This window comes from Vibrio olivae (assembly GCF_042428525.1).
GTDB classification, from domain to species: domain Bacteria; phylum Pseudomonadota; class Gammaproteobacteria; order Enterobacterales; family Vibrionaceae; genus Vibrio; species Vibrio olivae.
This window is the reverse complement of sequence record NZ_JBHMEP010000001.1, coordinates 1,806,700-1,830,902: the sequence shown is the minus strand read 5'-3', so window position 1 is coordinate 1,830,902 and position 24,203 is coordinate 1,806,700. Positions and strand designations below refer to the sequence as shown.

24 protein-coding genes, 2 tRNA genes and 1 pseudogene are annotated in these 24,203 nt (G+C 44.6%); 13 read left to right on the top strand and 14 right to left on the bottom strand.

The window, feature by feature from the left end; genetic code table 11:
- The gene (purM, locus tag ACFFUV_RS08515) at nucleotides 1-1,041 is read right to left on the bottom strand and encodes a phosphoribosylformylglycinamidine cyclo-ligase (RefSeq protein WP_390191215.1); all 1,041 of its coding nucleotides are present in this window, start codon (nucleotides 1,039-1,041) and stop codon (nucleotides 1-3) included.
- Nucleotides 1,042-1,216: 175 nt separating this feature from the next.
- Here purM and upp point away from each other — a divergent pair, with 175 nt between their 5' ends.
- Nucleotides 1,217-1,843, top strand: coding sequence for a uracil phosphoribosyltransferase (upp, locus tag ACFFUV_RS08510; RefSeq protein WP_390191213.1), 627 nt, complete (start codon nucleotides 1,217-1,219; stop codon nucleotides 1,841-1,843).
- Nucleotides 1,844-1,925: 82 nt separating this feature from the next.
- Here the strand turns inward: upp and rluF are convergent, their stop codons facing one another.
- Nucleotides 1,926-2,939, bottom strand: a complete 1,014-nt coding sequence (gene rluF, locus ACFFUV_RS08505; RefSeq protein WP_390191210.1) for a 23S rRNA pseudouridine(2604) synthase RluF — start codon at nucleotides 2,937-2,939, stop codon at nucleotides 1,926-1,928.
- 101 nt (nucleotides 2,940-3,040) lie between these two features.
- The gene (gene smrA, locus ACFFUV_RS08500; protein ID WP_390191207.1) at nucleotides 3,041-3,622 is read right to left on the bottom strand and encodes a DNA endonuclease SmrA; all 582 of its coding nucleotides are present in this window, start codon (nucleotides 3,620-3,622) and stop codon (nucleotides 3,041-3,043) included.
- A 521-nt stretch (nucleotides 3,623-4,143) separates the two neighbouring features.
- Between smrA and ACFFUV_RS08495 the strand changes: the two genes are divergently transcribed.
- Nucleotides 4,144-4,220 (top strand) — tRNA-Pro (locus ACFFUV_RS08495).
- Between the two features lie 186 nt (nucleotides 4,221-4,406).
- Here ACFFUV_RS08495 and ACFFUV_RS08490 read toward each other — a convergent pair.
- The 3 genes from ACFFUV_RS08490 to ACFFUV_RS08480 all read right to left on the bottom strand — a co-directional run bounded on the left by ACFFUV_RS08490 (nucleotide 4,407) and on the right by ACFFUV_RS08480 (nucleotide 8,649).
- On the bottom strand, nucleotides 4,407-5,267 hold the full coding sequence (locus ACFFUV_RS08490) for a TraB/GumN family protein (protein ID WP_390191206.1): 861 nt from the start codon (nucleotides 5,265-5,267) through the stop codon (nucleotides 4,407-4,409).
- 195 nt (nucleotides 5,268-5,462) lie between these two features.
- The gene (locus ACFFUV_RS08485; RefSeq protein WP_390191204.1) at nucleotides 5,463-5,903 is read right to left on the bottom strand and encodes a DUF411 domain-containing protein; all 441 of its coding nucleotides are present in this window, start codon (nucleotides 5,901-5,903) and stop codon (nucleotides 5,463-5,465) included.
- 10 nt (nucleotides 5,904-5,913) lie between these two features.
- The gene (locus ACFFUV_RS08480) at nucleotides 5,914-8,649 is read right to left on the bottom strand and encodes a heavy metal translocating P-type ATPase (protein WP_390191203.1); all 2,736 of its coding nucleotides are present in this window, start codon (nucleotides 8,647-8,649) and stop codon (nucleotides 5,914-5,916) included.
- A gap of 288 nt (nucleotides 8,650-8,937) precedes the next feature.
- On the opposite strand from ACFFUV_RS08480, the gene gltX reads away from it, so the two are divergent.
- Together gltX and ACFFUV_RS08470 are read left to right on the top strand one after the other, a co-directional pair.
- A complete protein-coding gene (gltX, locus tag ACFFUV_RS08475; RefSeq protein WP_390191201.1) occupies nucleotides 8,938-10,365 on the top strand; it encodes a glutamate--tRNA ligase in 1,428 nt (475 codons plus the stop codon).
- A gap of 469 nt (nucleotides 10,366-10,834) precedes the next feature.
- A complete protein-coding gene (locus ACFFUV_RS08470) occupies nucleotides 10,835-11,779 on the top strand; it encodes an OmpA family protein (RefSeq protein WP_390191199.1) in 945 nt (314 codons plus the stop codon).
- A 139-nt stretch (nucleotides 11,780-11,918) separates the two neighbouring features.
- Here the strand turns inward: ACFFUV_RS08470 and ACFFUV_RS08465 are convergent, their stop codons facing one another.
- The 5 genes from ACFFUV_RS08465 to flgT form a co-directional block, all read right to left on the bottom strand.
- Complete coding sequence (locus ACFFUV_RS08465; RefSeq protein WP_390191197.1) at nucleotides 11,919-12,425, bottom strand: Fe3+-citrate ABC transporter substrate-binding protein; 507 nt, start codon at nucleotides 12,423-12,425, stop codon at nucleotides 11,919-11,921.
- Between the two features lie 316 nt (nucleotides 12,426-12,741).
- A complete protein-coding gene (locus tag ACFFUV_RS08460; protein ID WP_390191194.1) occupies nucleotides 12,742-13,350 on the bottom strand; it encodes an outer membrane beta-barrel protein in 609 nt (202 codons plus the stop codon).
- Between the two features lie 51 nt (nucleotides 13,351-13,401).
- Entirely contained in the window at nucleotides 13,402-13,695 is a 294-nt protein-coding gene (locus ACFFUV_RS08455) for a hypothetical protein (protein ID WP_390191191.1), read from the bottom strand.
- Nucleotides 13,696-14,078: 383 nt separating this feature from the next.
- Nucleotides 14,079-14,155 (bottom strand) — tRNA-Arg (locus ACFFUV_RS08450).
- Nucleotides 14,156-14,212: 57 nt separating this feature from the next.
- Nucleotides 14,213-15,343: a flagellar assembly protein FlgT gene (gene flgT, locus ACFFUV_RS08445; protein ID WP_390191189.1), complete on the bottom strand. Its 1,131-nt coding sequence runs from the start codon at nucleotides 15,341-15,343 to the stop codon at nucleotides 14,213-14,215.
- Nucleotides 15,344-15,506: 163 nt separating this feature from the next.
- On the opposite strand from flgT, the gene ACFFUV_RS08440 reads away from it, so the two are divergent.
- On the top strand, nucleotides 15,507-16,142 hold the full coding sequence (locus ACFFUV_RS08440; protein ID WP_390191188.1) for a FlgO family outer membrane protein: 636 nt from the start codon (nucleotides 15,507-15,509) through the stop codon (nucleotides 16,140-16,142).
- An 8-nt stretch (nucleotides 16,143-16,150) separates the two neighbouring features.
- Nucleotides 16,151-16,582, top strand: coding sequence for a flagellar assembly lipoprotein FlgP (gene flgP, locus ACFFUV_RS08435; protein WP_390191186.1), 432 nt, complete (start codon nucleotides 16,151-16,153; stop codon nucleotides 16,580-16,582).
- A gap of 106 nt (nucleotides 16,583-16,688) precedes the next feature.
- Here flgP and ACFFUV_RS08430 read toward each other — a convergent pair whose 3' ends face one another.
- The 3 genes from ACFFUV_RS08430 to flgA all read right to left on the bottom strand — a co-directional run bounded on the left by ACFFUV_RS08430 (nucleotide 16,689) and on the right by flgA (nucleotide 18,308).
- On the bottom strand, nucleotides 16,689-17,114 hold the full coding sequence (locus ACFFUV_RS08430; RefSeq protein ID WP_390191184.1) for a flagellar protein FlgN: 426 nt from the start codon (nucleotides 17,112-17,114) through the stop codon (nucleotides 16,689-16,691).
- 12 nt (nucleotides 17,115-17,126) lie between these two features.
- Nucleotides 17,127-17,444, bottom strand: coding sequence for a flagellar biosynthesis anti-sigma factor FlgM (gene flgM / locus ACFFUV_RS08425; RefSeq protein WP_390191179.1), 318 nt, complete (start codon nucleotides 17,442-17,444; stop codon nucleotides 17,127-17,129).
- A 117-nt stretch (nucleotides 17,445-17,561) separates the two neighbouring features.
- Complete coding sequence (gene flgA / locus ACFFUV_RS08420; RefSeq protein ID WP_390191176.1) at nucleotides 17,562-18,308, bottom strand: flagellar basal body P-ring formation chaperone FlgA; 747 nt, start codon at nucleotides 18,306-18,308, stop codon at nucleotides 17,562-17,564.
- A 72-nt stretch (nucleotides 18,309-18,380) separates the two neighbouring features.
- On the opposite strand from flgA, the gene ACFFUV_RS08415 reads away from it, so the two are divergent.
- The 7 genes and pseudogenes from ACFFUV_RS08415 to ACFFUV_RS08385 all read left to right on the top strand — a co-directional run bounded on the left by ACFFUV_RS08415 (nucleotide 18,381) and on the right by ACFFUV_RS08385 (nucleotide 24,195).
- Entirely contained in the window at nucleotides 18,381-19,307 is a 927-nt protein-coding gene (locus ACFFUV_RS08415; RefSeq protein WP_390191173.1) for a chemotaxis protein, read from the top strand.
- A 10-nt stretch (nucleotides 19,308-19,317) separates the two neighbouring features.
- Entirely contained in the window at nucleotides 19,318-20,145 is an 828-nt protein-coding gene (locus ACFFUV_RS08410) for a CheR family methyltransferase (RefSeq protein ID WP_390191171.1), read from the top strand.
- A 246-nt stretch (nucleotides 20,146-20,391) separates the two neighbouring features.
- On the top strand, nucleotides 20,392-20,787 hold the full coding sequence (gene flgB, locus ACFFUV_RS08405) for a flagellar basal body rod protein FlgB (RefSeq protein ID WP_390191169.1): 396 nt from the start codon (nucleotides 20,392-20,394) through the stop codon (nucleotides 20,785-20,787).
- 5 nt (nucleotides 20,788-20,792) lie between these two features.
- Nucleotides 20,793-21,209, top strand: a complete 417-nt coding sequence (gene flgC, locus ACFFUV_RS08400) for a flagellar basal body rod protein FlgC (protein WP_390191167.1) — start codon at nucleotides 20,793-20,795, stop codon at nucleotides 21,207-21,209.
- Between the two features lie 15 nt (nucleotides 21,210-21,224).
- On the top strand, nucleotides 21,225-21,932 hold the full coding sequence (gene flgD / locus ACFFUV_RS08395; protein ID WP_390191164.1) for a flagellar hook assembly protein FlgD: 708 nt from the start codon (nucleotides 21,225-21,227) through the stop codon (nucleotides 21,930-21,932).
- A gap of 27 nt (nucleotides 21,933-21,959) precedes the next feature.
- The gene (flgE, locus tag ACFFUV_RS08390; protein ID WP_390191163.1) at nucleotides 21,960-23,264 is read left to right on the top strand and encodes a flagellar hook protein FlgE; all 1,305 of its coding nucleotides are present in this window, start codon (nucleotides 21,960-21,962) and stop codon (nucleotides 23,262-23,264) included.
- 182 nt (nucleotides 23,265-23,446) lie between these two features.
- Nucleotides 23,447-24,195 (top strand): annotated as a pseudogene (locus ACFFUV_RS08385) (flagellar basal-body rod protein FlgF).
- Nucleotides 24,196-24,203 lie beyond the last annotated feature (8 nt).

Below are 24,203 nucleotides of genomic sequence, written 5' to 3'. Positions count from 1 at the left end.
TTAGTTGATCTCTACTTGTTCTTCTTCATCTGTTGCTGTGGCGATCTCACCAATGACCCAAGCATTTTCGCCTTCTTGCTTAAGAAGTTCGACAGCGGCATCTGCTTGAGCTTTTGGTAGTGCGACAATTAAGCCCACACCACAGTTAAATGTACGGTACATTTCGTGTGTATCGACATTGCCTTTCTCTTGCAACCAAGAGAAAATCGCAGGCCATTGCCAGCTATTGCCATCGATCACGGCTTTGGTGCCTTGAGGTAGGACTCGTGGAATGTTCTCCCAGAAGCCACCACCTGTGATGTGTGAAATCGCGTGAATATCATGCTCGGCAATCATTTTCAGTGCCGATTTAATATAAATTTTGGTTGGTTCTAGAAGGTGTTCACCAACACTGCGTCCTTCAAGTTGCTCGTTTTTATCCGCGTTAGACACTTCAAGGATCTTACGAACCAATGAGTAGCCGTTAGAATGCGGGCCACTTGAACCGACAGCAATAAGGGCATCACCAGCTTGGACTTTGGTCCCATCGATAATGTCTTCTTTCTCTACGACGCCGACGCAAAAACCAGCGACATCGTAGTCTTCACCTTCGTACATGCCTGGCATCTCAGCTGTTTCTCCGCCAATCAGCGCACAGCCTGCTTGAACACAGCCTTCTGCGATACCTGAAACAACATCCGCTGCGGTATCGACATCCAGTTTACCCGTTGCATAATAGTCGAGGAAAAAGAGGGGCTCTGCACCTTGCACAATCAAATCGTTGACGCACATTGCGACCAAATCAATACCGATGGTATCGTGTTTGTTCATATCCAAGGCGAGGCGTAGTTTGGTCCCTACACCATCGGTACCTGAAACCAGAACCGGTTGCTTGTATTTGGTTGGCAATTCGCATAATGCGCCAAAACCACCTAAGCCACCCATGACCTCTGGGCGACGAGTGCGTTTTACTGCACCTTTAATTCGGTCGACTAACGCGTTGCCTGCATCAATATCAACGCCTGCATCTTTGTAGCTAAGTGAAGAGTTATTACCGCTCACAGGGAAGTCCTCGGTTATCTGTGGATATGAAAACGGCGCTATTCTAACAGCGTATAAAGTTAAAGAGCAAACGTTTGCGCATGTTTTTTTATCTTATGATAGATCAAGATATTTGAACCGGAATCGTATATAATCAGCAGGTTTGATTAAAATTTGCCTATTGCCGGAGATGAAAATGAAAGTTGTTGAAGTAAAACACCCGCTAGTAAAACACAAGATAGGTCTTATGCGAGAGGGTGATATCAGCACTAAGCGTTTTCGTGAATTAGCCACCGAAGTTGGTAGCTTGCTCACATATGAAGCGACTTCTGATTTTGAAACAGAGAAAGTGACCATTGAAGGTTGGAATGGTCCGGTTGAAGTTGATCAATTAAAAGGTAAGAAAGTTACTGTTGTTCCGATTCTACGCGCGGGTCTTGGAATGATGGATGGCGTACTTGAGCATATGCCAAGTGCTCGTATCAGTGTTGTCGGTATCTACCGTGATGAAGAAACCCTTGAGCCAGTCCCTTACTTTAATAAATTAACCTCGAATATTGAAGAGCGCATCGCTTTGGTTGTTGACCCAATGCTTGCGACTGGCGGATCAATGATTGCAACGATTGATCTACTGAAAGAGCAGGGATGTCAAAGCATTAAAGTGTTGGTTTTAGTGGCAGCACCAGAAGGCATCGAAGCTCTCGAAAAAGCCCATCCAGACGTTGAGCTTTACACCGCCGCTATCGATGAAAAGCTGAACGATAAAGGCTATATCGTACCGGGTCTTGGCGACGCTGGTGATAAGATCTTCGGCACCAAATAGGTGTTTACTGAGATATTAAAAAGGGAGCATAGCGCTCCCTTTTTTGATCGATAAATATGCTTATTTATAGCGTTCAGCCGGATTACTTTTTCAGGCTGAGTGTTCCACCAACGCGCTTTTTGTTTACGTTAGGGCGTGATTCATTGGTTTGTGGGCGGCCCGAGCGAGATTTGTTGGCCGGTTTTGATGGTTGCTCACCACGTGCTTTCTTAGAATTTGGAGCATGGCGAAGTGTATCAGCATTATTCCCTTTAAAAGTCCGTGTTTGATTACGGCGAGCTTTAGAGGGTTGGTTCTCTTCTCGACTATCATACAACTTAGCGTCCGTTGCTTTGCGAATCTTCCGCCCTTGGGCATCGAGCTTAGAGGCTTCCTCAGTGCTACTTGAGCTTTCGCACATGGTAAGAATCTGCTTAACTTCATCATCGCTTAAATAGCGCCACTCGCCATTGGGAATACCATCTAAAGAGATGTTCATAATCCGCACACGGCGTAATTTGTAGACCTCGTAACCGAGAGATTCACACATACGGCGAATTTGACGGTTTAAACCTTGGGTCAACACGATACGAAAAGAAAACTTGGTTTCTTTGGTGACTTTACACGGTAAGGTGACGGTATCTAGAATGTGAACACCGGAACTCATACGTTTGATAAATTCATCAGTTACTGGTTTATCGACACGAACCACATACTCTTTCTCGTGGTTATTACCCGCGCGCAAAATCTTATTGACGATATCGCCATCGTTGGTTAAAAAAATCAAACCATCAGACGGTTTATCAAGGCGACCGATAGGAAATATACGTTTTTTATGTCCGATAAAATCGACGATGTTGCCCGGAATGTCGCGTTCTGTCGTACAGGTGATGCCTGTGGGTTTGTTGAGCGCAATGTAGATAGGTTTTTCTTTGCTGGCGACAGGCTTACCATCAATGCACACTTCATCACCAAGTTGAACTTTGGTCCCCATTTCTGGCACGACGCCATTAATCGTTACTCGTCCTTGCTCGATTAATTTATCGGCCTCTCGGCGCGAACAAAACCCTGTCTCACTGATGTATTTATTAAGGCGTTTCTCTGAACTTTGTGACATGCGAACTCTCTTTATTACGTTTCACAACGGCGTTAGGGAAAGAAAAAGCAGCGAGAGGCTGCTTTTCATATAGGAGATTAAGTTTAACACCAATAGGGGGGCTAGCCCATGCGTTTTTGATGGCGTTCTCGGTTCTCTAGCTTTTTGTCACTGCTTTTGCGCAGTAAGACGTAAACCGAGCCTGTTCCGCCATGATGACGTTGCGTACTGTGCGCACACTGCACATCTTTAATTTGCTCCAGCCAAGTTGCGACATAACTTTTCATCAACGCTGGTGGGTTCGATTTCTCACCACGTCCATGAACAATCACGACAGTGCGTATGTCCATTTCAATGCATTGTTTGAGAAACCTAATGACTTCATCGCGGGCTTGCTTGATGGTTTTTCGATGCAAGTCGAGCCGAGCTTGTATTGGATACTTTCCTAAGCGTAATTTGCGATACACGCCATCTTGTACGCCGTCACGTTTAAACTCAATCACATCTTCTGGTTTGATCATGGTGGTGTGTTCGACGGAGAGATACTCAGGGTTGTCCTCATTAAGCCAAATTGCCGCCTCACGTTTTGCGAGTTGGGCTTCTGTCACCGAATGGGTTTTCTTATGTTCTGCTGTATCGTGTTGGAGAGGTTTTACATCCCCCATCATCTCTTGAAACAGAGAAAAATCATCGTCTTGAGACATAACGGCTTCTCAAAAAGTGGGAACAATACGGTGAGTATATCAGGGCTGAAACGGTGACGATATCTTGGAAAACAAAAAACCGGATTAGATAAACATCTAACCCGGTGCAAAGCGAGTGTTCACTGATTAAGATGAACGCTAAGCGATTTAGTGAGGAGATTTGCCGTTGATAACTTATCGGATGATCCCGTATACATTCTCGGCCTATTGAGGACAGTGAGCTAAGCTCTGTCACCTGCTACGCATTACCAGATAGCAAACAATCAGCCGATATCATCACTAAAGTTATCGAAGACAAGCTAAGCATAGGAGTTGGCTAAATAATCAACACTGACTTAGATCAATAACGAAAGCGAGTCATGAAAAGAGTGTTGAAAGCTGTGCCTTTAATCACGTTTTATCGTGATTGATTGAGTTTTGAGCGAACGAAAGTAATTCAAGAAAAACTTCATAAAATGGCTTGCGTTCACATTAAGAATCCGTATCATACGCCTCCGTTGCCAACGATAATGGCAAGCACTCGGTGAATAGCGCAGTTTGGTAGCGCATCTGGTTTGGGACCAGAGGGTCGGGGGTTCGAATCCCTCTTCACCGACCATATTTGAGAAAGCCGCAGTAGAAATACTGCGGCTTTTTTACGTTTGTTGGCAAAGATATTTGTATTTAAGGCTAGTGGGTCGTGGTCTGGAGCGCCAGTCCGATCGAATTCCTCTTCACCGACCCTATTTGAGAAAGCCGCAGTAGAAATACTGCGGTTGAGTAATTCTCTTGAACTCTCTGGCTTTTAGCCAAATGAGCACTGAGCGTTCCCTTCATTGCTGAGTTTCGTAATCACAAAGCCTTTTTGGCGCAGCAGCGTGATTAAATTATCCTGACCAACCAAGTGGAGCATGCCAACCACAACAAGATAATTGCCTTTACTTTGCGTAATGAAGCGATTAGCCAACTTATTTGCCCAATCTTGATTGCGTTGGGTGATAAATTGGTTTTCGTACTCTTCTGAAAGAGCGGCCAGTTCTGAAAATCTTTCTAGGCTTTTGAGATCCCCTGTTTTCCAGCTTTTGAGTAAGCATTGGATCATTGTGTCTGCACGCTCATATTCATCGATAAAGCTGGTCAGCAGCTCTTTACCACCCTCGGGCTGCGAGGTGAGTAAATTGATTTGAAACTGCATGGTTTCCAAGCTAAGCACAGGAATGCCTTTGACAGTCGCTTGGTAGACAAGGCGAATATCAACACCGTCATCTGAACGATACCCCAAATATTCAAGTTGCTTTATCTGTAAGCTGATTGCGGCGGCCCATGGCGGTGCGTCTAATAACGTTTTGTTATCGAGTTCAAACTGTTTGGCAATGGCGGATAACTGTTGTTGTTGGGTGGGGCTTAATACATCACGTGTGGCGATATCAGAAGTGGGGTAGTTAACCCCTGATGATTTGCGAACATCGGTTTCAATGATTAAACCATCGCTTTGTTCGAGAAATTGGTTAACGGTATCGGGCAGGGGGTACAAACTGTCGTCGCCGACATGAACTGATCCGAGTAGCATCAGCTTCAAATCACCTTTTTGCGCCATCCAGTACATGGGTTCTGCTTTGAGCATTGCCGAGAAAAAACAGAGAAAAAATACAACGACACGTATCATGTGAAGGCCCTTTCAGTGGGATTGATATTGATAACCAGCAAACCGATGAGCTGAAAAATAACAATAATGAATGACTAACGGCGAGTATTTTATACTATCAATGATAGCTGAGGATAGAGATAGACGAGCGAAAGCCTCCTAAAAACAAGGGTATTAAGAGGCTTTGCTGAAAATGTGAACAGTTAAACTTTTGTTTTACAATGCTTTGTATTGATTGAAAACTTTTTGCTGACCTTTCGCGTTAAATTGAATTACGGAATAAGCTTGGCGTTTATCGCCATAATCCATGCCTGGTGACCCCATCGGCATACCCGGAACGGCTAGGCCTTTTGCATCACTGGGTTTGTCCGCGAGAAAAGCTTTAATATCGTCAGCTGGAACATGGCCTTCAAAAATATACCCATCGATTTGGGCGGTATGGCATGAGACCAAATTGTCCGGGACGCCAAACTTTGCTTTGATCGGAGCCATATCTTCGTGGGGAACTTCTTTCACCGTAAAGCCAGATTCTTGCATATGCTTTGCCCATTCACTGCAGCAACCACAGTAAGGGGATTTGTGATTAATGACATCACTGGCCAGAGCTGTGCCTGTCACTGTCGAGAGCAGTGCGAAAGCCAATAAAGAACGTTTCATTGATTAAGCCTCATTGAGTTGTTTTGGGATTAAACAGTCGAAGTCGGTTGGCATTACTGACCACCGTGATAGAAGACAAGGCCATTGCTGCGCCAGCGACAACTGGGCTGAGCAAAAAGCCAAATGCCGGATACAACACGCCAGCGGCAATCGGAATGCCAAAAGCGTTATAAATAAAGGCCCCAAGAAGGTTTTGTTTCATGTTTTTCACTGTTGCTTGAGAAAGCTGAATCGACTTCACTACGGATAGCGGTGAGGTATTCAGTAAAGTCATTTGTGCACTATCGATAGCTACATCACTGCCACTGCCCATTGCAATGCCAATATCAGCCAGAGCGAGTGCCGGAGCGTCATTGACGCCATCTCCAACCATTGCCACTTTGGCCCCTTGACGTTGAAGATCTTCAATGTGCTGAGCTTTTTGATCCGGTAACACTTGTGAAATCACCTGACTGATTCCGAGCTGTTTGGCTAAGGTTTGTGCCACTGCATCATTATCACCGGTGAGCATAACCGAGCGAATATTCATGGTATTAAGCTGAGTAATGGCTTGTTTCGCATCCTCTTTGAGTGCATCAGCAATGGCAATCACACCAATCAGAGTATCGCCTTCTACAACGCCGATGGGCGTCCAAGCTTGCTGACGAGCGTCTTCAAGCGCTTGGTCAGCGGCCGACAGATCGATATTTTTCTCTTGCAGCGCATTGATGGAAGCCACTTGTATCGGTGAGCCTTTATAGTCTGCACTAACACCTTGCCCTCGTTGGTTATTGAAGTTGGATACCTCGATTAACGAAAACTGGTTTTGCTTGGCGTATTGGGTAATCGCTTTGGCAAGTGGGTGCTCTGAGTGCTGCTCAACACTGGCGGCAAAGCTAACCACAGAATCTTGATCTTTACTGAGCGCATAGACTTGACGCACCGTTGGTTGTCCCTCGGTTAAGGTGCCCGTCTTATCAAATACCACGGTATCAATTTGACTGGCCGACTGCAGAACATCGGCATCTTTGATTAAAATACCTATCTCCGCAGCTTTACCGACACCAACGGTCACAGACAATGGCGTCGCTAAACCGAGAGCGCAAGGGCAAGCAATGATCAGTACTGTCGTCGCGACCACCAACATATAACTTGCTTTTGGATCGGGGCCAACCCACCACCAAACCAATGCGGCCAAAATAGCAATACCGACCACGACAGGCACAAAAACTGCCGAGATTTGGTCAGCCAGTTTCGCGATCGCTGGTTTACTGCTTTGCGCTTGGCGAACTAACTGAATAATTCGTGACAACATGGTATCGCTTCCAATGCCCGTCGCTTCGATGACTAGGCTGCCATCTTGGTTAAGCGTCCCGGTTGCAACGGTGTCATTTGGACTTTTATTCACGGCAATAGGCTCACCGGTGAGCATGGATTCATCAATGTATGATTCGCCTTGCACCACTTTGCCGTCGACGGGGACTTTTTCTCCAGGTTTAATACGCAGTTTCATGCCAAGTTCAATGGCTTCCACATCAATCTCTTTATCGCCATTATCTGTTACTTGCGTTGCTTTCTGTGGCTGAAGATTTATAAGTGATTGCAATGAACGCGTGGTATTGGCTTTAGCTTTAGCTTCAATATAGTGTCCTAGCGAAATGAGGCCGATGATCATTGCGCTGGCTTCAAAATAAACATGGCGCGATGCTTGTGGAAACCAAGTGGGGAACAATACGACCAACATTGAGAATGTCCACGCAGCTCCAGTTCCAAGGGCGACCAGTGTGTCCATTGTTGCGCGTTTATGTTTCAGTGCTTGCCAAGCATTGACGAAAAAACTACGACCAGCAGTGGCCAATAAGCCAAGACAGAGGGCACCAACCAGCCCCCAAATCCATTGATCTTGACCACTGCGAATCATCATATTGCCGCCAAATACTCCCCACAGCATTAGGGGCGCGCCAATAATTAAGCCAGCAATTGCACTACGCTTATATTCGGTTTGCAGCTTTTGTTGCTGCTCAAGTTGCTGTTGTTGTTGCGTATTTGGGTCATGAACGACTTTGGCTTGGTACCCTGCATTTTTTACGGCTGTTGTTAACGCAGGCTCCAACGCTTCGACCGTTTGAGTGGTTTTAACCAGCGCTGACTGCTCAGCCAAGTTGACCTGAACTTTCTCAACGCCATCCACTGAAGCCAATGCTTTTTCGACAGACGAAACGCAGCTTGCGCAGGTCATTCCTTGAATCAATAAATGTCCGGTTTGTAACGCACTATCATTTGCTGAGGAGCGACCACTACTCGTTGCCGTATCGTCGTGCTGTTGTGACGTTTGACGAGCATTGCTATCATCCGCTTCTCCGGTGGCATCGGCTTCGGTGTCAGTCGTTGGTTGAGCTTGGTATCCTACCTTTTCGACTAACCCAATGACTTCCTGCTCAGAAAGCAATGTATCGACACTTAAATGGCTGGTGGAGATCTCGTAGTGTCCAATTTGATCGTCAGCATCGAGGTGCTTTTTAACTTTATTCACGCAGCCGCCGCAGTGTAGCCCACTTAACGCTATTTCATAATGGTGACCCGCGTGATAACCCACGTCTTCAATACTGTGCGCCAGCTCTTGAAAAGAAGCATTCGAGTCAAGAGAAACGGACTGCGGTGAGAGCTCATGAATATCAACCGAATGCTCGGCTTTAAGTGCTTTCTCGACTTTGCGAGCACAGCCCATACAGTGCAGACCGCGCAATGGAATATCGAATGTTGCCATAATGTTTGCCCGTCATCTGATTATCAATATCGATGAGCTTAAACCTTCCCTCAAGGGGAAAGTCAAGAGACGGATTGCAGAAGAAATAGACAGTAACTGAATTAAGGTAAAAAACGCGATTCATGCCGAAAGCCATGTAATTGAACGAAGTTGGCTTCCAACTGGTACCATAGAAAGATGCTATGTGGCGTTGGAGTTGAGTGCTGTGGGTGATAGAATACCGCCCAAATTTAGCGCTGACCTATGGCTTGTAATAGGCAGCAGTGTCAATCAAAGGTATATATCATAATGACGGTTAAAACTCGTTTTGCTCCAAGCCCTACCGGCTACCTTCACGTTGGTGGTGCGCGTACCGCACTTTATTCTTGGTTGTATGCAAAGAACCAAGGTGGTGAATTTGTTCTTCGCATCGAAGATACGGACCTTGAGCGTTCAACTCAGGAAGCGGTGGACGCAATTCTGGAAGGCATGACTTGGATGGGATTGGACTGGGATGAAGGTCCATACTACCAAACCAAGCGTTTTGATCGTTATAACGAGATGGTCGATAAGCTGCTTGCTGAAGATAAAGCCTATAAATGTTACGCGCCAAAAGAGTTGCTGGACGAAATTCGTGCAGAGCAAGAAGCGAATAAAGAGATGCCGCGTTATGATGCGGATCATCCAAAAATTAAAGCGGTAAATGACGCAGCGAAAGACGGTGACCCATGTGTGGTTCGTTTCCGTAACCCGAAAGAGGGGAGCGTGGTGTTTGATGACCAAATTCGTGGTCGTATTGAAATCAGCAACTCGCAAATGGATGATTTGATCATTCGCCGTACTGATGGTGCGCCAACATATAACTTCTGTGTTGTTGTTGATGACTGGGATATGGGCATTACACACGTTGTTCGCGGTGAAGATCATATCAACAACACGCCTCGCCAAATTAATATCTACAAAGCACTTGGTGCGCCCGTTCCTGTATTTGCGCACTGTGCGATGATTCTTGGTGATGACGGAGCCAAACTGTCTAAACGCCATGGCGCGGTTTCTGTCATGCAGTATCGAGATCAAGGCTACTTGCCAGTGGCGTTGAACAACTACCTTGTTCGTTTAGGTTGGTCTCACGGTGACCAAGAAGTCTTCTCTCGTGAAGAGATGATTGAACATTTCAGCTTAGAGGCGATTTCAAAGTCGGCTTCCGCGTTTAATACCGACAAACTCAACTGGTTGAACAATCACTACATTAAAACGTCATCACCAGAGTATGTTGCAGAACATCTACAGTGGCATCTTGAAAACCAAAACCTCAATACGGATAACGGCCCAGCCATTACTGACGTTATCAAATTGGTTGGTGAGCGTTGTAATACACTGGTAGAACTGGTTGAACAAATCCGTTACTTCTACGAAGATTTCTCCGAATTTGAAGCGGGTGCTGCGAAGAAACATTTACGTGGCGTAGCAAAACAGCCACTAGAGCTGGCACTCAGTAAAGTAGAAGCGTTGACAGACTGGTCAACAGAGAACTTACACACTGTGATAGCTCAAGTGTGTGAAGAGCTTGAAATTGGTATGGGTAAAATAGGTATGCCACTTCGCGTTGCCGTAACCGGTGGTGGTCAATCTCCTTCAGTGGATGCGGTTATGCAGCTTGTCGGGCAAGAACGTGTGATAGCTCGAATTAAAATGGCGCTCGATTTTATCGCTGAACGTGAAGCCAACGCTCAATAAATTTATTTTTGCTCTTACAAAAAATCGCGGCCTAGTCCGCGGTTTTTTTTTGATTTTTCAGTATATCCACTCCGCTTTATCCGTTAAATCCTACGCCATTCGGTCTTATTTTTTGGAATAAACACACACAGACACTGGTTTATTCTCGAAGTTCAATTTAAACATTTTTTTCTGCAACCCTGTTCACATAAGGCTTGGCCATTGATTTCTATGCTTGTCGTTAATTTGGCATGACAATTTATTGACATTTTTGATCTTCAAAGTCGAAAAAAATTGATTATAGTTTTCCTCGTCAGCTACTGAGAACCAGTGGCAAGTCGGAAACAAATCAAACGGAAGTGAAACAACAAGGTGTTCGATAACCACGCTCGTTGGCTTAATCATAAACGAGGTTGGAATGAACCCCCTTGCTAACCAACCCAACGATTTTGACTGCACGAGCAGTTAGCGGATTTCAGAGGAATCAATAATGAAAAAATTAGCAGCGGTAATCTCAGCGTCACTTCTTATGGCAGCAACAACTTCAGCAATGGCAGAAGTTTACGTTGGTGCAAAAGCCGGTAAATCTTGGTTAGATGATGACGCATGTAAAAATTCAGCAGTGTGTGATAAAGATGACTCCACTGTTGGCGCGTTCATCGGTTATGAAATGTGGGATTTCCTATCTATTGAAGCTGGCTACGATTACCTAGGTCGCTTTGATGGTAATGGTCTAAACAACGACAAAGTAGAAGCATACACTTTAGCGCCTAAAGTAAACCTACCAATTACTAACGATATCTCTCTTTACGGTAAATTTGGTGGTGCCTTCGTAAACTACGGCGATAAAGATGACTACTCTTACCTTGGTGCTGCGGGTATTGAATTTGATTCTCACGAAAATGTAGCGGTTCGCGTGGAATACCAAGCAATCACAGACATCAACAACGACAGCGTTCGTGCAATGGGCAACTCGGCAACGATCGGTGTGGTTTACAAATTTGGCGCAAGCGAAGAGCCAGCTCCTGTCGTGGTTGAAGAACCAGCAGCGCCTGTTGAAGTCACAAGAACATTTGAAACTCAACGTCTTGGCACTGGTAGCTTCGAACTTAACAGTGCAGAGTTGAAAGCTGAAACGAAAGCTCAGCTTGATGAGCTAGTTGATTTCCTAAATACCTATCCTCAAGCAAATGTTGAAGTAGTGGGTTATACAGATACATCTGGTAGCGCTGCGTACAACCAAGTAATGTCTGAAAAACGTGCAGAATCTGTTGCTAATGCATTGGTTGAAAAAGGTATCGATTCATCTCGTATCACAACTCGTGGTGAAGGTGAAACAAACCCAATCGCATCAAACGATACTCACGAAGGTCGTGTTCAAAACCGTCGTGTAGAAATCATCGTTCCTGAATTTGATTACCAAGTTCAACAGTAATTCAAAGCGTCGAATGTAATCAAATACAATAACAACATCAGTTGGTAATAAAAAAGCCCTGACCTTTTGGTCAGGGCTTTGTGTTTTTTGGGGGCCAGCTAATCGATTCAAAAACAGAGAAGCGCAAAGCAAAGTTTATTTACTTCAAATCGATACTGGAAAGCCTACCCATAAATTCAAGTATTTCCAGATTATCTTTATTAGCTTCTAACAATGCTTTTTTGGTTTTGGTATAGGCACCAAGTCGACCATGCTTTTTAATCGAACATACCACACTTTTATAGATGAGCTTACCGTCTTTATCGTAGTTGCGCCAAGCTGCGATGTAACATTCATCTTTGGCGTTTGGATCATCTTTTGTTGGGCGAGGTTTATAGATGATTTTGGGTTCTAAAGAGTGTGGAAGACGAGTCATTAAGTAGGGATCTTTTAACAAGCGACGCCAAAACTTACCCCACATTTCACTTCCCAATTCATTGCGAAGCTTAATGGCTTTCTTTAGTCCTCTCTTTTCCCCAATGCGAATATAACCTACCGAACGGTGTAAAACGGTATCATCAGGTGTATGGATATGTATCTTAAATGCAGTCTTAGCTTTAGAAATAAAGCGATGGCCAGTATTGGTAACCAGGTTGCTCTTTTTCATTGTGTGCTTATCAACATTCTATATTAATAAATATTTTAAATGGAAAGGTGTAAAGAAACAGAATAGAGGAATGGGCTCAGCCTTTTGTCTGTGCAGCGTCAATAAAAGGATGCATCCAGAAAACCACGCTTTTTCATTATGGTCTTTGGAGGAATGTCTCATTTTACTTGGGGTTATAAAATGGTTTGAGTAAATATAGACATAAAGAAAGGGAACTTACCTTAGTCATCCAGACTTTTCGTTGGTGTTATGTTAGCGTTAGGTCAATCTTAAGCGAGAAATCTTGATAGCTTGCTCATTGAGCAAGCTTTGATCGTTAAAAAGCATAGCGAGCGCCCACATAGCCACCATCGAATTGAATATCGAGTTGGTCGTCACTAAGTTTTGCGGCGCGATAGCCCAAGTGAACATCCCAATGTGACGTTAGTCTAAAGCCAAGTTCGGCACCGAATTGGTAGGCTGTCTCCGTTGTCGATTCAGAAAAGCCAATGCTGGGGATTTTGGCTTTAACATCCAAGCGCCCTAGGCCAGCTAGAAGCGCAACGTAGACATCCACTTGTTCATACTCGACGATAAATTTGGGTTTAACATTAATAAATACACCTTGCCCTTCAAGAGTTAAGGAGTCAAAGACGCTGACGTCGCCAAACTGACGATATTCAGCTTCTAAACCAACTTTAACGACGCGGTGCGTGTTGAGCTCATAGCCCGCCACTAAGTTGTAGCCCATGTCACCGATGTCACCGGATTCACTGATCGAAATTCCACCGGAATCAAGAGTTGCTTGATTTGCAGGTAGCCAGTCAATGCCCATGTAGAATGGGTTGTGGTCTAAATGCGAGGTTTGTTGATCGTTGGCAAAAGAAACGCCACTTAGAAACCAAGTGGCGAGTAAAGGGTAAAACCACTGCTTTTTTATCATCATTTATTGATACGTATCTATTCTGTCAGGTAGGGATTAACTTGATGGCTTGGGTTAACGTCTCAGTTGACGTTCGACTTTCTTTTGCCCCAATTCATGCATCAAGCTGCTGACGGTATTCATATAAGCCATGGCATCTTGTTCGTTTCTAAATGAGCGACGATAAAGGAAATCATCACCTTTATGGGCTTTCACCATAAATAAAATATTATTGCCTTTTGGCTGTGTCCAAAGTGAGTCGATTTCAATCGGCCAGACTTGGTTACGCTGTTTGTCGATAGCGCAAATGAAGTCACCCGCATCGATGCTTTCTATAACCAACTCGTCAAATACTCTTTTATTGTTCATGTTGGGCTCTCTTTTATATTCACGTTCAATTTGATAATAAATTATAGGTAGAGCTGTTTTATCTGATAAAAATAATTCACAAATTTGCGACCATTGAGCATTAACTTAGCACTAAATGACGGGATGTTATTCGGTTTTGCCAATCTTTAGGTTTGAAATCTGAATCCAGTCACAACGGGTTTTATAAGTGAGAAAAGGGTATTGTTCGAAGGAATTTATTAGCTCGCCGCTGATAATTTCAATGAATGCTTTTAGCCTAAAAAGCGGGAGAGCTTGTGGGCAGTCGAGCCGTAAATAGGTAGCGAAAGTAAGTAAACCCACTGGGGCTATACGAAAAATAACAAGGGCTAAGCAGTTACTAACCGCTTAGCCCTTGATAGAGCTGGCGCTCCCAACAGGATTCGAACCTGTGACCTGCCCCTTAGGAGGGGGCCGCGCTATCCAGCTGTGCCATGGGAGCATTTGCGCTTATCATACTGAATTTTCAGCGAAAGTTAAGTCTTGAAAAGGCGAATGGCTACAGTTTGTGCATTACATCGCCAATCTGAATGCTTCCTGCCAGTTCTGGCTGATCGACAGAGACTTCAGCTTCGTTTTCATAAACGCGTGTTACCGTGAGTGTGATGTCGGTTTGGCTGACCTTATTGCGCGGGATGCCACGCTGATCGATGAACGAACCCGTATGCCAAAGTTGCAATCTATCACCCGTTTGCACGCCGTGAATACGACCAAGATCCATCGTAATGGTGTTGTCCCATTTCGCCACTATTTCAGGAAGGGTTACTTTACAAGAAATCTCAGATTCTAGGTCGAGCATGATGTTGCGGCTCAGCCTTAACATCATCTCACCATAAGTGGATGCCCAGAAACGCGCACTTTTGGTGTCGACTTTACTGGTCTTAGCGAAAGGCCATCTAGCGACTTCACGATAGTTGCGGCTAAAAATTTCATTGCCTGTTTTGCCGTCAAAGACGGTCATTTCCAACGCGAATTGGCGGTTGATGTCATCTTCAGACAGCGCGTTTTGCGTGATCGTGGCTGTTAAGTCATTAATGACACCGCCAATAATGTATTGTGCGCCACTATCTTGAGCAATCATTTTCAAGCGCTCAGGATACTGTTTACTGATTTCATAATCCGTTGTTCCAACTGACAGAAAACTGGCTGATTCCAATTCTAGCTGGCGGTTTAATACTTGGGCGAAGTCATCTCCGACGCTATAGATTTGCCCCATCACCGCTTGCTGTGGAGAGGCAATATCGATATTGCCGACCAAAAATGTCTTTTTGTATTGGTTTACGTGGCAACCTGTTGCCGATGGGTAGATATCAATACGTGCCGTGACAAACAGGCGATTGCCTCTAATTTGTTCCTTTTCAATGAGTACATAATGGACTTCATGGTTAGAAAACTGATATTGCTGGCGGTTACTCTCAATGTATTGACGCAGGTTGCTGATGCTGCCTATATCTGCGCCAGAAAAACTCACGGCTTTATATAACGCATCTTCCAGAGCATCGGTACGGGCTTTTTCTTGAGAAGAAACAATTGACGCCGAGCCCGTTACTTCATACCAAGCAGCTTGGCTGACTGGGGCCAACATCAAGCTTATAAAAGCCGATAACAGAGGGAAAAACAATTTTTTCATGACTTCTTTACCAGTTGGGTACAGTTTTTGCTAGTTTTGTCTTAGCTGATTTAGGCATTGCGTTTCTGGATGGTAGCAGATTTAGAAAAGCAAAGAGTGTTCCACTTTTTATAGAGAGATAAAAGCGGGAACAAAAATGCCGAAATTTCTGGAGATTAAGAGAATGAAAAAATGGTTAATCTTGGTGCCTGCAGTGTTTCTCGCCGCTTGCTCCTATGCTCCCATTTATAATGGTAAGGCGCCGTATCCCGGCTCCCAATTCATGTTAATGCAGAGCCCGCGTCATACTTTGGACTTTTTCGTCGAAAGTCTGACGGACGATTTAATGGTGTCAAATACCAGTGTATCGGCAAGAACGCCAATTGCCGTCACCTCATTTGTCGACCTACAAAATATGGATGCAACGAACTGGCTTGGTAACTCGGTATCAGAAGGATTCATCTATCAGTTCCAGCGTCGTGGCTTTAAGGTGGTCGATTTCAAAACGACCGGTTCCATTCAAGTCACCCACCAAGGCGATTTTGCATTTAGCCGTGATTGGAAAAATCTCGCGAAAGAGCAAGATATCCAATACGTCTTAACCGGAACCATGTTGCGCCAAGAGGGCGGGGTACTGATTAATGCCCGAGTGATTGGTATGCAAACGCGTATTGTTGTTGCCTCAGCGCAAGGGTTTTTACCTGCGGACCGTATTGGACGAGATTTAGATACTTTAAATCGTATGCGTACGGAAGATGGTGTATTGATTCGTTCAGATCCAACCATGACGCAGCCATACACTGTTATTCTTCGTCCATAGGAGCCGCAATGAGAACTTTATTACTAATGGTTGCGGCTCTGATGATGGTGGGTTGTCAACCGCTGACCAACATGCGAACCGGTGAGTGGCTAACCGCCGTTGGATATGCCAGCATCAGTGAGCAGAAAGGGCGCAATGACGAAGAGAAACAAGTTCGTGCAATGCGTGCATCCAAAATCGATGCTTATCGTGAACTCGCTGAGCAAGTGTATGGAATGCGTGTGAGTGGCCGTGCTGCGCTTCAAGATCAACGTTTAGGTACTGAGTTGACATCTGGTGCCGTCGACGGAGTGATTCGCGGAGCTGAGGTGGTGCGAAGTTATAAAGTCGGTGATAGCTATGTCACTGAGTTAAGGCTTGATATCAATAAAATGAATCGCCTACGTGATTATGGTGAAGTGCAACAAGTGCCTGAAAAGCGCCAGCAAACGCTGTTTTAGAACGCTTCGTTATTAACGGTTAACGACTCTTAATCTCTCAAATAAAAAAAGCGGCAATCATTGCCGCTTTTTTTATTTTAATCATACCTGTATTGATGCCGCGATATTAGGCTTTGACGTTAGTCCCCAATGTCGATACATTTTGAGTTTGGCCATCTGAGTTGTATGTCATCCCCAACTTTCCTTGGCTTTGCTTCATTAAGTTATTGAGCTTATTAAAACTGAGTTGGGCATTTTTCAGCGCTTCACCATTTACATCATTGGCTTGCTGGCAATCGTGAATGACGGAACGGATCTCATCGACATAAGGCTTGAGGTCAGGATCGTCAGTTAGGTTTTTCACATCAGGGTGACGTTGGATCCGTTCATCAGTTGTTTGCAGCTGGGTGATCAAGGTGATCTTTTCGTGCGCGATGGCTTCGATGCTTTTTGAGATTCGTTGGGTGATCGCTTCTTTTTCTTTTTCAAGAAGCAAGGAGAGCGATTTGGCGCTCTGTAATTGAAATTCAACTAAATCTTTTAATGCCGCCATGATTTACTCGGGCTAAAACCCGCCTAGTTCTTTCTCGAATTTCACCATGTTATCAGCGAGTTTCTCAGGGTCAACCGAGTAAGAGCCGTTAGCAATGGCTTCTTTAATCGCTGCAACTTTGGCTTTATCAAACGCTGGCTGCGAAGCCATTTGGTTGTGCATCTCACCAATCGCCTTGCCTTGAGAGCTAAGCGACACGGCATCTTGCGCCGCCGAAGAGGAAGATTTTGCGCTTTCCGTACTGCTTGATGCGTTGCTATCCGTACGCGAAGTATTGCGCGTTGACGTGGTCAACGTTTGCCCGCTACGAATGTTGTCTATGCCTGCCATAATTGCCTTCTTAAATTAAGAGTGAAAAACCTGTACAGTGAATATCGACTTAGATGTATATAACTTTAGTGTTTTTTTATTAAACATTATTGTTAACTAATCCTCGCTCATTTTGTATCAAAACTGAACGCGAACTTCGCCGATCCCTGTGACTCTTGCCTCAATTATACGATTGGATTTGCTATTTTTCACTCTAATCTGCTCACCTTGGGCGCCATCACTTAATGCGACCCCTTTTGTAGAGATGGTCATTCCAGGTTTACCAGCCTTGATGATTACCGTTTCATTTCGACAAACGACACAAATGTCGTTGCCTTCTAACACCTCGCCAGGACGCAGGTTTTTCTTTGCTCGAGCACCTAACACAGACTCAACATTTGAAAAACCTTGGCGGCGAAACCGCAATAAATCCACCATCTCAATGGTGACATCTTGGCGATTGAGTAATTGCCCTTTGTTGACTGAGTTGACCAACATAACCTGAGGGCCTGTTTTGGTTAATTTTACCGGCACATAAATACGCCAGTTATCCTCAGGACATTCGACTAACACTGTAATACTACTTGCGCTTGAGCTTAGAGAAGAAGAGGACGTTTGTAGTGGCGCAGGGCAATCTGTAGCAAAGATACGTGAGTCAATGGCATTCGCATCCGCTTCAAGGTTTCCCCCTTCAGGAGACTCGATATTGTCTAAAATGTAATTTTGTGCCGCGTTTTGTATGGTCAGGATCTGATTTTCAGTTGCACTTAACGCACAAGTACTAAAGAAAAATAATAAAAATCCGATAGACTTAGAAAAAAGTTTATAGAAAGCTCTACACTTAGGAGTGGAAGTCGCTTTAGAGATAGATTCGTTCAACATCATTCTTTGTCTCTGATTTTATTACTGAAGGTAGGTTAACATTTTTTATAAGAAAGTTTGCATGGAGATGAGCTTATGACGGGTATCATGGATTCCGTAAACCAGCGTACTCAACTGGTTGGTCAAAACCGTTTAGAGCTATTAACGTTCCGCCTTATGGGCCAGCAACGTTATGGAATAAATGTATTTAAGGTCAAAGAAGTTCTTCAATGCCCAAAGCTCACGGCGATGCCCAATTTACATCGTCTAGTTAAAGGGGTGGCTCATATTCGTGGCCATACTGTTTCGGTTATCGATCTCAGTCTAGCGGTTGGTGGTCGTCCTACCACTGATATTGATAAATGTTTTGTTGTTATTGCTGAGTTCAACCGCTCTATACAAGCTTTCTTAGTGTCGTCGGTCGAGCGTATCATTAATATGCGTTGGGAAGCGATTTTACCGCCACCTGAAGGCGCAGGAAAATCAAACTACCTGACCGCAGTCACCAACATTGATAACGAACTGGTGGAGATTCTCGACGTTGAAAAGATCCTTGCAGAAATTGCGCCAGTCGATGAAACCATGGATAGCACCATTGCTGAAGATATCGCTAAAGCCGAAGTTGAAACCCCGATTGTGCGCCGTATTCTAATTGCTGATGATTCAACGGTGGCTCGTAAACAGGTTGAGCGCGCCATTACCGGCATCGGTTTTGAAGTGATCGCGGTTAAAGATGGCAAAGAAGCGTATGATAAGTTAGTCGAAATGGCTGAAGAGAGAAGTATTTACGAACAAATCTCTTTGGTTATCTCTGATATCGAGATGCCAGAAATGGATGGTTACACTCTCACTGCGGAAATTCGTCGTAATAGCGACTTAAAAGATTTATATGTTATTCTTCACTCCTCACTGAGCGGAGTATTCAACCAAGCAATGGTTGAGCGGGTAGGAGCTAACTCCTTCATCGCGAAGTTTAATCCAGATGAGTTAGGGAATGCAGTGAAGTCTGCACTAACCAAATAAAGAGATATCAATGACAGCGATAACTATAAGCGATCAAGAATATCGTGATTTCAGCCGCTTTTTGGAATCCCAGTGCGGTATCGTATTGGGGGATAGTAAACAGTATCTAGTACGAAGCCGTTTGAGTCCTCTAGTGACGAAGTTTAAGCTGGCTTCATTGTCTGATCTTTTAAAGGATGTTGTCACCGGACGTAATCGTGAATTACGGGTTGCTGCTGTTGATGCCATGACAACCAATGAAACATTATGGTTTCGCGATTCGTATCCGTTTACCGTACTGGCAGATAAGTTATTGCCGGAGATTGCGGCAAATAAGCGCCCCATAAAAATTTGGTCAGCGGCAAGTTCTTCGGGGCAAGAGCCATATTCCATGGCGATGACCATTTTGGAAACGCAGCAAAAGAAACCTGGTTTATTACCCAATGTATCGATCACGGCGACTGATATTTCGACCAACATGTTAGAAGCATGTCGTGCAGGGATTTATGACAACCTAGCTCTAGGGCGAGGGTTGTCCCCTGAACGTCGCCGCACATTCTTTGAAGATGCGGGTGATAACCGTATGAAAGTCAAAGATAATGTTAAGCGTTTAGTCAGCTTTCGTCCGCAAAACCTGATGGAAAGCTATGCGCTACTTGGTAAGTTCGATATTATTTTTTGTCGTAACGTACTGATTTACTTTTCGCCAGATATGAAGTCTAAAGTACTGAATCAAATGGCGAACAGCCTAAATCCGGGTGGCTATCTTCTTTTAGGGGCATCAGAGTCTTTAACTGGCCTCACCGATCGCTTTGAAATGATTCGTTGTAATCCTGGTATTATCTATAAATTGAAATAGGGAGTCCCCCTATTGATATTCTGTTAAAGCCCAGCGTGATTGCTGGGCTTTTCTTTTGCGGTGCACTATATATAGCAATGAGACAATTCCAAAATCTCGAGTAACCAGAGCGACAAGCATAATTACCGTTGGCGCAAAACTTGCTCAATCAATAACAAAAAAGCAATTTAGCTAGTTTTATAGATGTTGGCACACTAGTTGCTTTTAATCTGATAGAAACAAACTGTTCATAGTGTAGAGGCGATTATGGCCATTTCTTTTAACAATGCTTTAGGTATCCACCAGTACACGGTGGGAGTGCGAGAGCGCAATAGTGAGGTGATTTCCACCAATATCGCGCAAGCAAACACACCTGGATTCAAAGCAAAAGGAATGGATTTCCAACGCGCTTTGCAGGCGGCAACGTCGGAGGCAAGTATTGGTCTTAGTCGTACTAACGGGCGGCATATTGCTGCCTCTACCAACGTGACAGGTGAGGTACTTTATCGTGTTCCTAACCAGCCAGATACCGGTGACGGTAACACGGTTGATGTGGATGTAGAGCGTAACCTCTTTATGCAAAACCAGCTCAGACACCAAGCTTCACTCGATTTCTTGGGCGGCAAATTCAAGAACTTAACGAAAGCGATTAAAGGGGAGTAATTTAGATGAGCTTATTTAATGTATTCAATGTAACTGGTTCTGCCATGAGCGCCGAATCTGTTCGTCTAAACACGACCTCGAGTAACTTAGCTAACGCGGACAGTATCGCTAGTTCAGCAAAAGATACTTACAAGGCGCGTCATGCTGTGTTCGGCGCAGAGTTAAGTAAAGCCCGCTACAACCGAGATGATAACGTTCCGGTGAAAGTGCTCGGTATTGTAGAAAGTGATAAGCCGCTTACGGCAGAGTACAACCCTGATCACCCACTTGCGAATGACGAAGGGTATATCTACAAACCAAACGTTAACGTAATGGAAGAAATGGCAAACATGATCTCAGCATCACGCTCATATCAAACGAACGTTCAGATAGCTGAGTCGAGTAAACAAATGCTGCTGCGTACGCTGCAGATGGGTCAATAGGATAGGAGATAGCGTATGGCTGGTATCAATGACGTTGGTCAAAGCGGCTTGTCCTATATCGACCAGCTTAAACAGCTTCAAGACCAAAAAAAGCCTGATGAAACAACAGGTAAGCAAGATCTTAAACAAGAAGATTTCTTATCTCTGCTCACCAAGCAATTGGCTCAACAAGATCCGTTTAAGCCGGTTGGCAATGATCAGATGATTGCGCAAATGGCATCGTTTGCAACGGTGGATGGCATCGGCAAAATGAACAACCAGTTCGAAACGCTGAATGATTCAATGACATCGAACCAAGCGTTGCAAGCGTCTTCTCTGGTCGGTCGCGACGTTTTAGTGCCTGGCGCTGCTGGGATAAAACAAGATAACGCGGGTATGGCGGCAATGGTTAAGCTTCCGAAGTCACTCGATAACCTGATGGTTCGAGTGGAAGACGCAGCGGGACAATTGGTTCGCACCTTTGAAGTCGGCGCGAAACCGGCAGGGGATACTCGCGTTGAATGGGATGGAAAAGATCAAAACGGTAATCCATTGCCGGCTGGCAAATACAAAGTGAGAGCGGCGGGTTTGTTAGATGGCGAGAGCAAAGAGTTCCCAGTATCAACGTATGCAAATGTGAACAGCGTGCTTCTTGGTAAAGGTAATGGCAACGTACTGCTCAATCTGGCTGGCTTTGATTCGCCAGTTCGACTTGCTGAAGTACTAGAAGTTGGCAAAGCATAATACGCTAGCCAGATAGGAGATTTTGGAATGTCTTATATTTCACTTAGCGGTCTATCCGCAGCTCAATTAGATTTGAATACTACCAGTAACAACTTGGCCAACGCCAACACGTTTGGTTTTAAAGAGTCTCGTGCTGAATTTGGCGATGTGTACTCAAACTCATTGTTCACACACGCAAAAACCACCCCAGGCCAAGGTGTTCAGGCGGCGAAAGTTGCTCAACAATTCCATGAAGGTTCAAGTATTTATACTAACAACCCAATGGATTTGCGTATCTCTGGTACAGGTTTCTTCGCGGTATCAAAAGATCGCTTAACGCCTCAGCAAAACGAGTTAACTCGTAACGGTGCGTTTCATATCAACAAAGACAACTACATGGTCACTGCCAATGATGAGTTTTTGTTGGGTTATGATGTGAATAAAGACACCGGTGAAGTGCTCTCTTATGAGCCTCAACCGATCAACATTCCAGCAGAGTTTGGTAAGCCAAAGCAGACATCAACAATTGAAGTTGGGGTTAACTTACCTGCGAACGGCGATCTAAATGATCCGGCATTGTTTGATTACAGCGATCCGGAAACTTATAACCGTTCAACATCTTCAACGATTTATGATTCGATGGGTCAGTCGTACAAAATGACGACTTACTATTTGAAAGATCAAAATCAGCCGAACACATGGCAAACGTACTACACCGTCACAGACCAACAAGGTGAGAAACCCATCAACATCACGGGTGGTGATGTCACTAGCCCAAGTGGTCACGTTGGTCATACCATGCGTTTTAACAATGACGGTACGTTAGCAAGTATTAACAATGGTAACCCTATTGTGTCAGACCCACTTGGTTCAGGACCAAACCCGATCGATTTGAACGGTGCTGATGTCACGCAAACCTTAGGTTTCCAATTGGATTCAACGACGCAGTTTGCCGCACCCTTTGAATTAACTAAGTTTGATGAAGATGGGGCGACCACTGGCTTCTTGACCAAAGTCGATGTTGACGAAACGGGTAACGTACTCGGGACTTACTCGAATGGTGAAGCAGTGACGTTGGGACGCGTATCCCTGGTTCGTGTTGCCAATGAGCAAGGTTTGGACAAAAAAGGCGGAACTCAGTGGGATTCGACTCAAGATTCTGGTGACAAAATCTGGGGTGAATCGAACAAAGGGTCGTTTGGTACCATCAGTAGTGGTTCGCTTGAACAGTCGAATATCGATATGACGCAAGAATTGGTTGATTTGATTTCTGCGCAGCGTAACTTCCAAGCCAACTCGCGTGCACTTGAAGTCCATAACCAGCTACAACAAAATATCCTTCAGATTCGATAATCGTTAGGTATTCTTCCGGAGCATCATCAGCGGCAATGCTGGTGGTGCTCCTTTGCCGATTTAGCGGCAACCTTCTTTTTATTTCCTCCCTTTACCTTTTAGCTCTCTGAAATTAATAGTAAATAAATATTGGCACGTGCTTTGCTTTAATTGGTTTGAATAACGAATTTTAGGAGCAAATTATGGATCGTGCACTGTTTCTTGCCATGAGTGGCGCTAAGCAAAACATGCAAGCGATGCAACTTCGAGCGAATAACCTTGCTAACGTCAGCACAACCGGTTTTCGAGCTGACTTAGAACACGCCCGTTCTATGCAAGCGTATGGCGAAGGGTTGCCAAGTCGTGTGTTTAGTATGACAGAACGTCCAGGCCATAATTTCTCTCAAGGTAGTGTGATTACCACTGGCCGTGACCTTGATGTCACGATTGAAGGTGATGGCTGGATTTCTGTTATGGACAAGACCGGCAAAGAGGGTCTAACGCGTAACGGAAACTTTAATATTGGGCCAACCGGTTTACTGTCTAATGGTAATGGTAACCTCGTGCTCGGTGAAACGGGTGCACCTATTACTTTACCCATTCCAATTAGTAAAATTGAAATTGGTGGAGATGGCACGATTTCTGTCGTACCGATGGGCGCTCCGGCAGACGCGATGGAAGTCGTTGACCGTATTAAGTTGACTCGCACTCCCAATCAATCCTTATACAAAGATGTGAACGGCTTATTCCGTTCGAAAGATCCTAATGCAACCTACGTGCTGATGCCGACGTCAAGCTCCTTAAAGGAGCTCTGGAAGGCAGTAATGTGAATGCGGTTGGTGAAATGACCAGCTTAATTGACTTGCAACGTCAATTTGAAATGCAAACCAAGATGATGAAAACCGCTGAAGAGATGGATCAAGCATCTGACACATTGCTTCGTATGAGCTGATAACGGGT

Coding starts and splice junctions, on each gene's coding strand:
- gltX (WP_390191201.1), top strand. CDS start 8,938: ATGACGGTTAAAACTCGTTTTGCTCCAAGCCCTACCGGCTACCTTCAC.
- flgT (WP_390191189.1), bottom strand. CDS start 15,343: ATGAAAAAATTGTTTTTCCCTCTGTTATCGGCTTTTATAAGCTTGATG.
- ACFFUV_RS08440 (WP_390191188.1), top strand. CDS start 15,507: ATGAAAAAATGGTTAATCTTGGTGCCTGCAGTGTTTCTCGCCGCTTGC.
- flgB (WP_390191169.1), top strand. CDS start 20,392: ATGGCCATTTCTTTTAACAATGCTTTAGGTATCCACCAGTACACGGTG.
- ACFFUV_RS08430 (WP_390191184.1), bottom strand. CDS start 17,114: ATGGCGGCATTAAAAGATTTAGTTGAATTTCAATTACAGAGCGCCAAA.
- ACFFUV_RS08470 (WP_390191199.1), top strand. CDS start 10,835: ATGAAAAAATTAGCAGCGGTAATCTCAGCGTCACTTCTTATGGCAGCA.
- ACFFUV_RS08410 (WP_390191171.1), top strand. CDS start 19,318: ATGACAGCGATAACTATAAGCGATCAAGAATATCGTGATTTCAGCCGC.
- smrA (WP_390191207.1), bottom strand. CDS start 3,622: ATGTCTCAAGACGATGATTTTTCTCTGTTTCAAGAGATGATGGGGGAT.
- ACFFUV_RS08465 (WP_390191197.1), bottom strand. CDS start 12,425: ATGAAAAAGAGCAACCTGGTTACCAATACTGGCCATCGCTTTATTTCT.
- rluF (WP_390191210.1), bottom strand. CDS start 2,939: ATGTCACAAAGTTCAGAGAAACGCCTTAATAAATACATCAGTGAGACA.
- ACFFUV_RS08480 (WP_390191203.1), bottom strand. CDS start 8,649: ATGGCAACATTCGATATTCCATTGCGCGGTCTGCACTGTATGGGCTGT.
- ACFFUV_RS08490 (WP_390191206.1), bottom strand. CDS start 5,267: ATGATACGTGTCGTTGTATTTTTTCTCTGTTTTTTCTCGGCAATGCTC.
- flgM (WP_390191179.1), bottom strand. CDS start 17,444: ATGGCAGGCATAGACAACATTCGTAGCGGGCAAACGTTGACCACGTCA.
- ACFFUV_RS08455 (WP_390191191.1), bottom strand. CDS start 13,695: ATGAACAATAAAAGAGTATTTGACGAGTTGGTTATAGAAAGCATCGAT.
- flgE (WP_390191163.1), top strand. CDS start 21,960: ATGTCTTATATTTCACTTAGCGGTCTATCCGCAGCTCAATTAGATTTG.
- ACFFUV_RS08415 (WP_390191173.1), top strand. CDS start 18,381: ATGACGGGTATCATGGATTCCGTAAACCAGCGTACTCAACTGGTTGGT.
- flgP (WP_390191186.1), top strand. CDS start 16,151: ATGAGAACTTTATTACTAATGGTTGCGGCTCTGATGATGGTGGGTTGT.
- flgA (WP_390191176.1), bottom strand. CDS start 18,308: ATGATGTTGAACGAATCTATCTCTAAAGCGACTTCCACTCCTAAGTGT.
- ACFFUV_RS08460 (WP_390191194.1), bottom strand. CDS start 13,350: ATGATGATAAAAAAGCAGTGGTTTTACCCTTTACTCGCCACTTGGTTT.
- flgD (WP_390191164.1), top strand. CDS start 21,225: ATGGCTGGTATCAATGACGTTGGTCAAAGCGGCTTGTCCTATATCGAC.
- ACFFUV_RS08485 (WP_390191204.1), bottom strand. CDS start 5,903: ATGAAACGTTCTTTATTGGCTTTCGCACTGCTCTCGACAGTGACAGGC.
- upp (WP_390191213.1), top strand. CDS start 1,217: ATGAAAGTTGTTGAAGTAAAACACCCGCTAGTAAAACACAAGATAGGT.
- flgC (WP_390191167.1), top strand. CDS start 20,793: ATGAGCTTATTTAATGTATTCAATGTAACTGGTTCTGCCATGAGCGCC.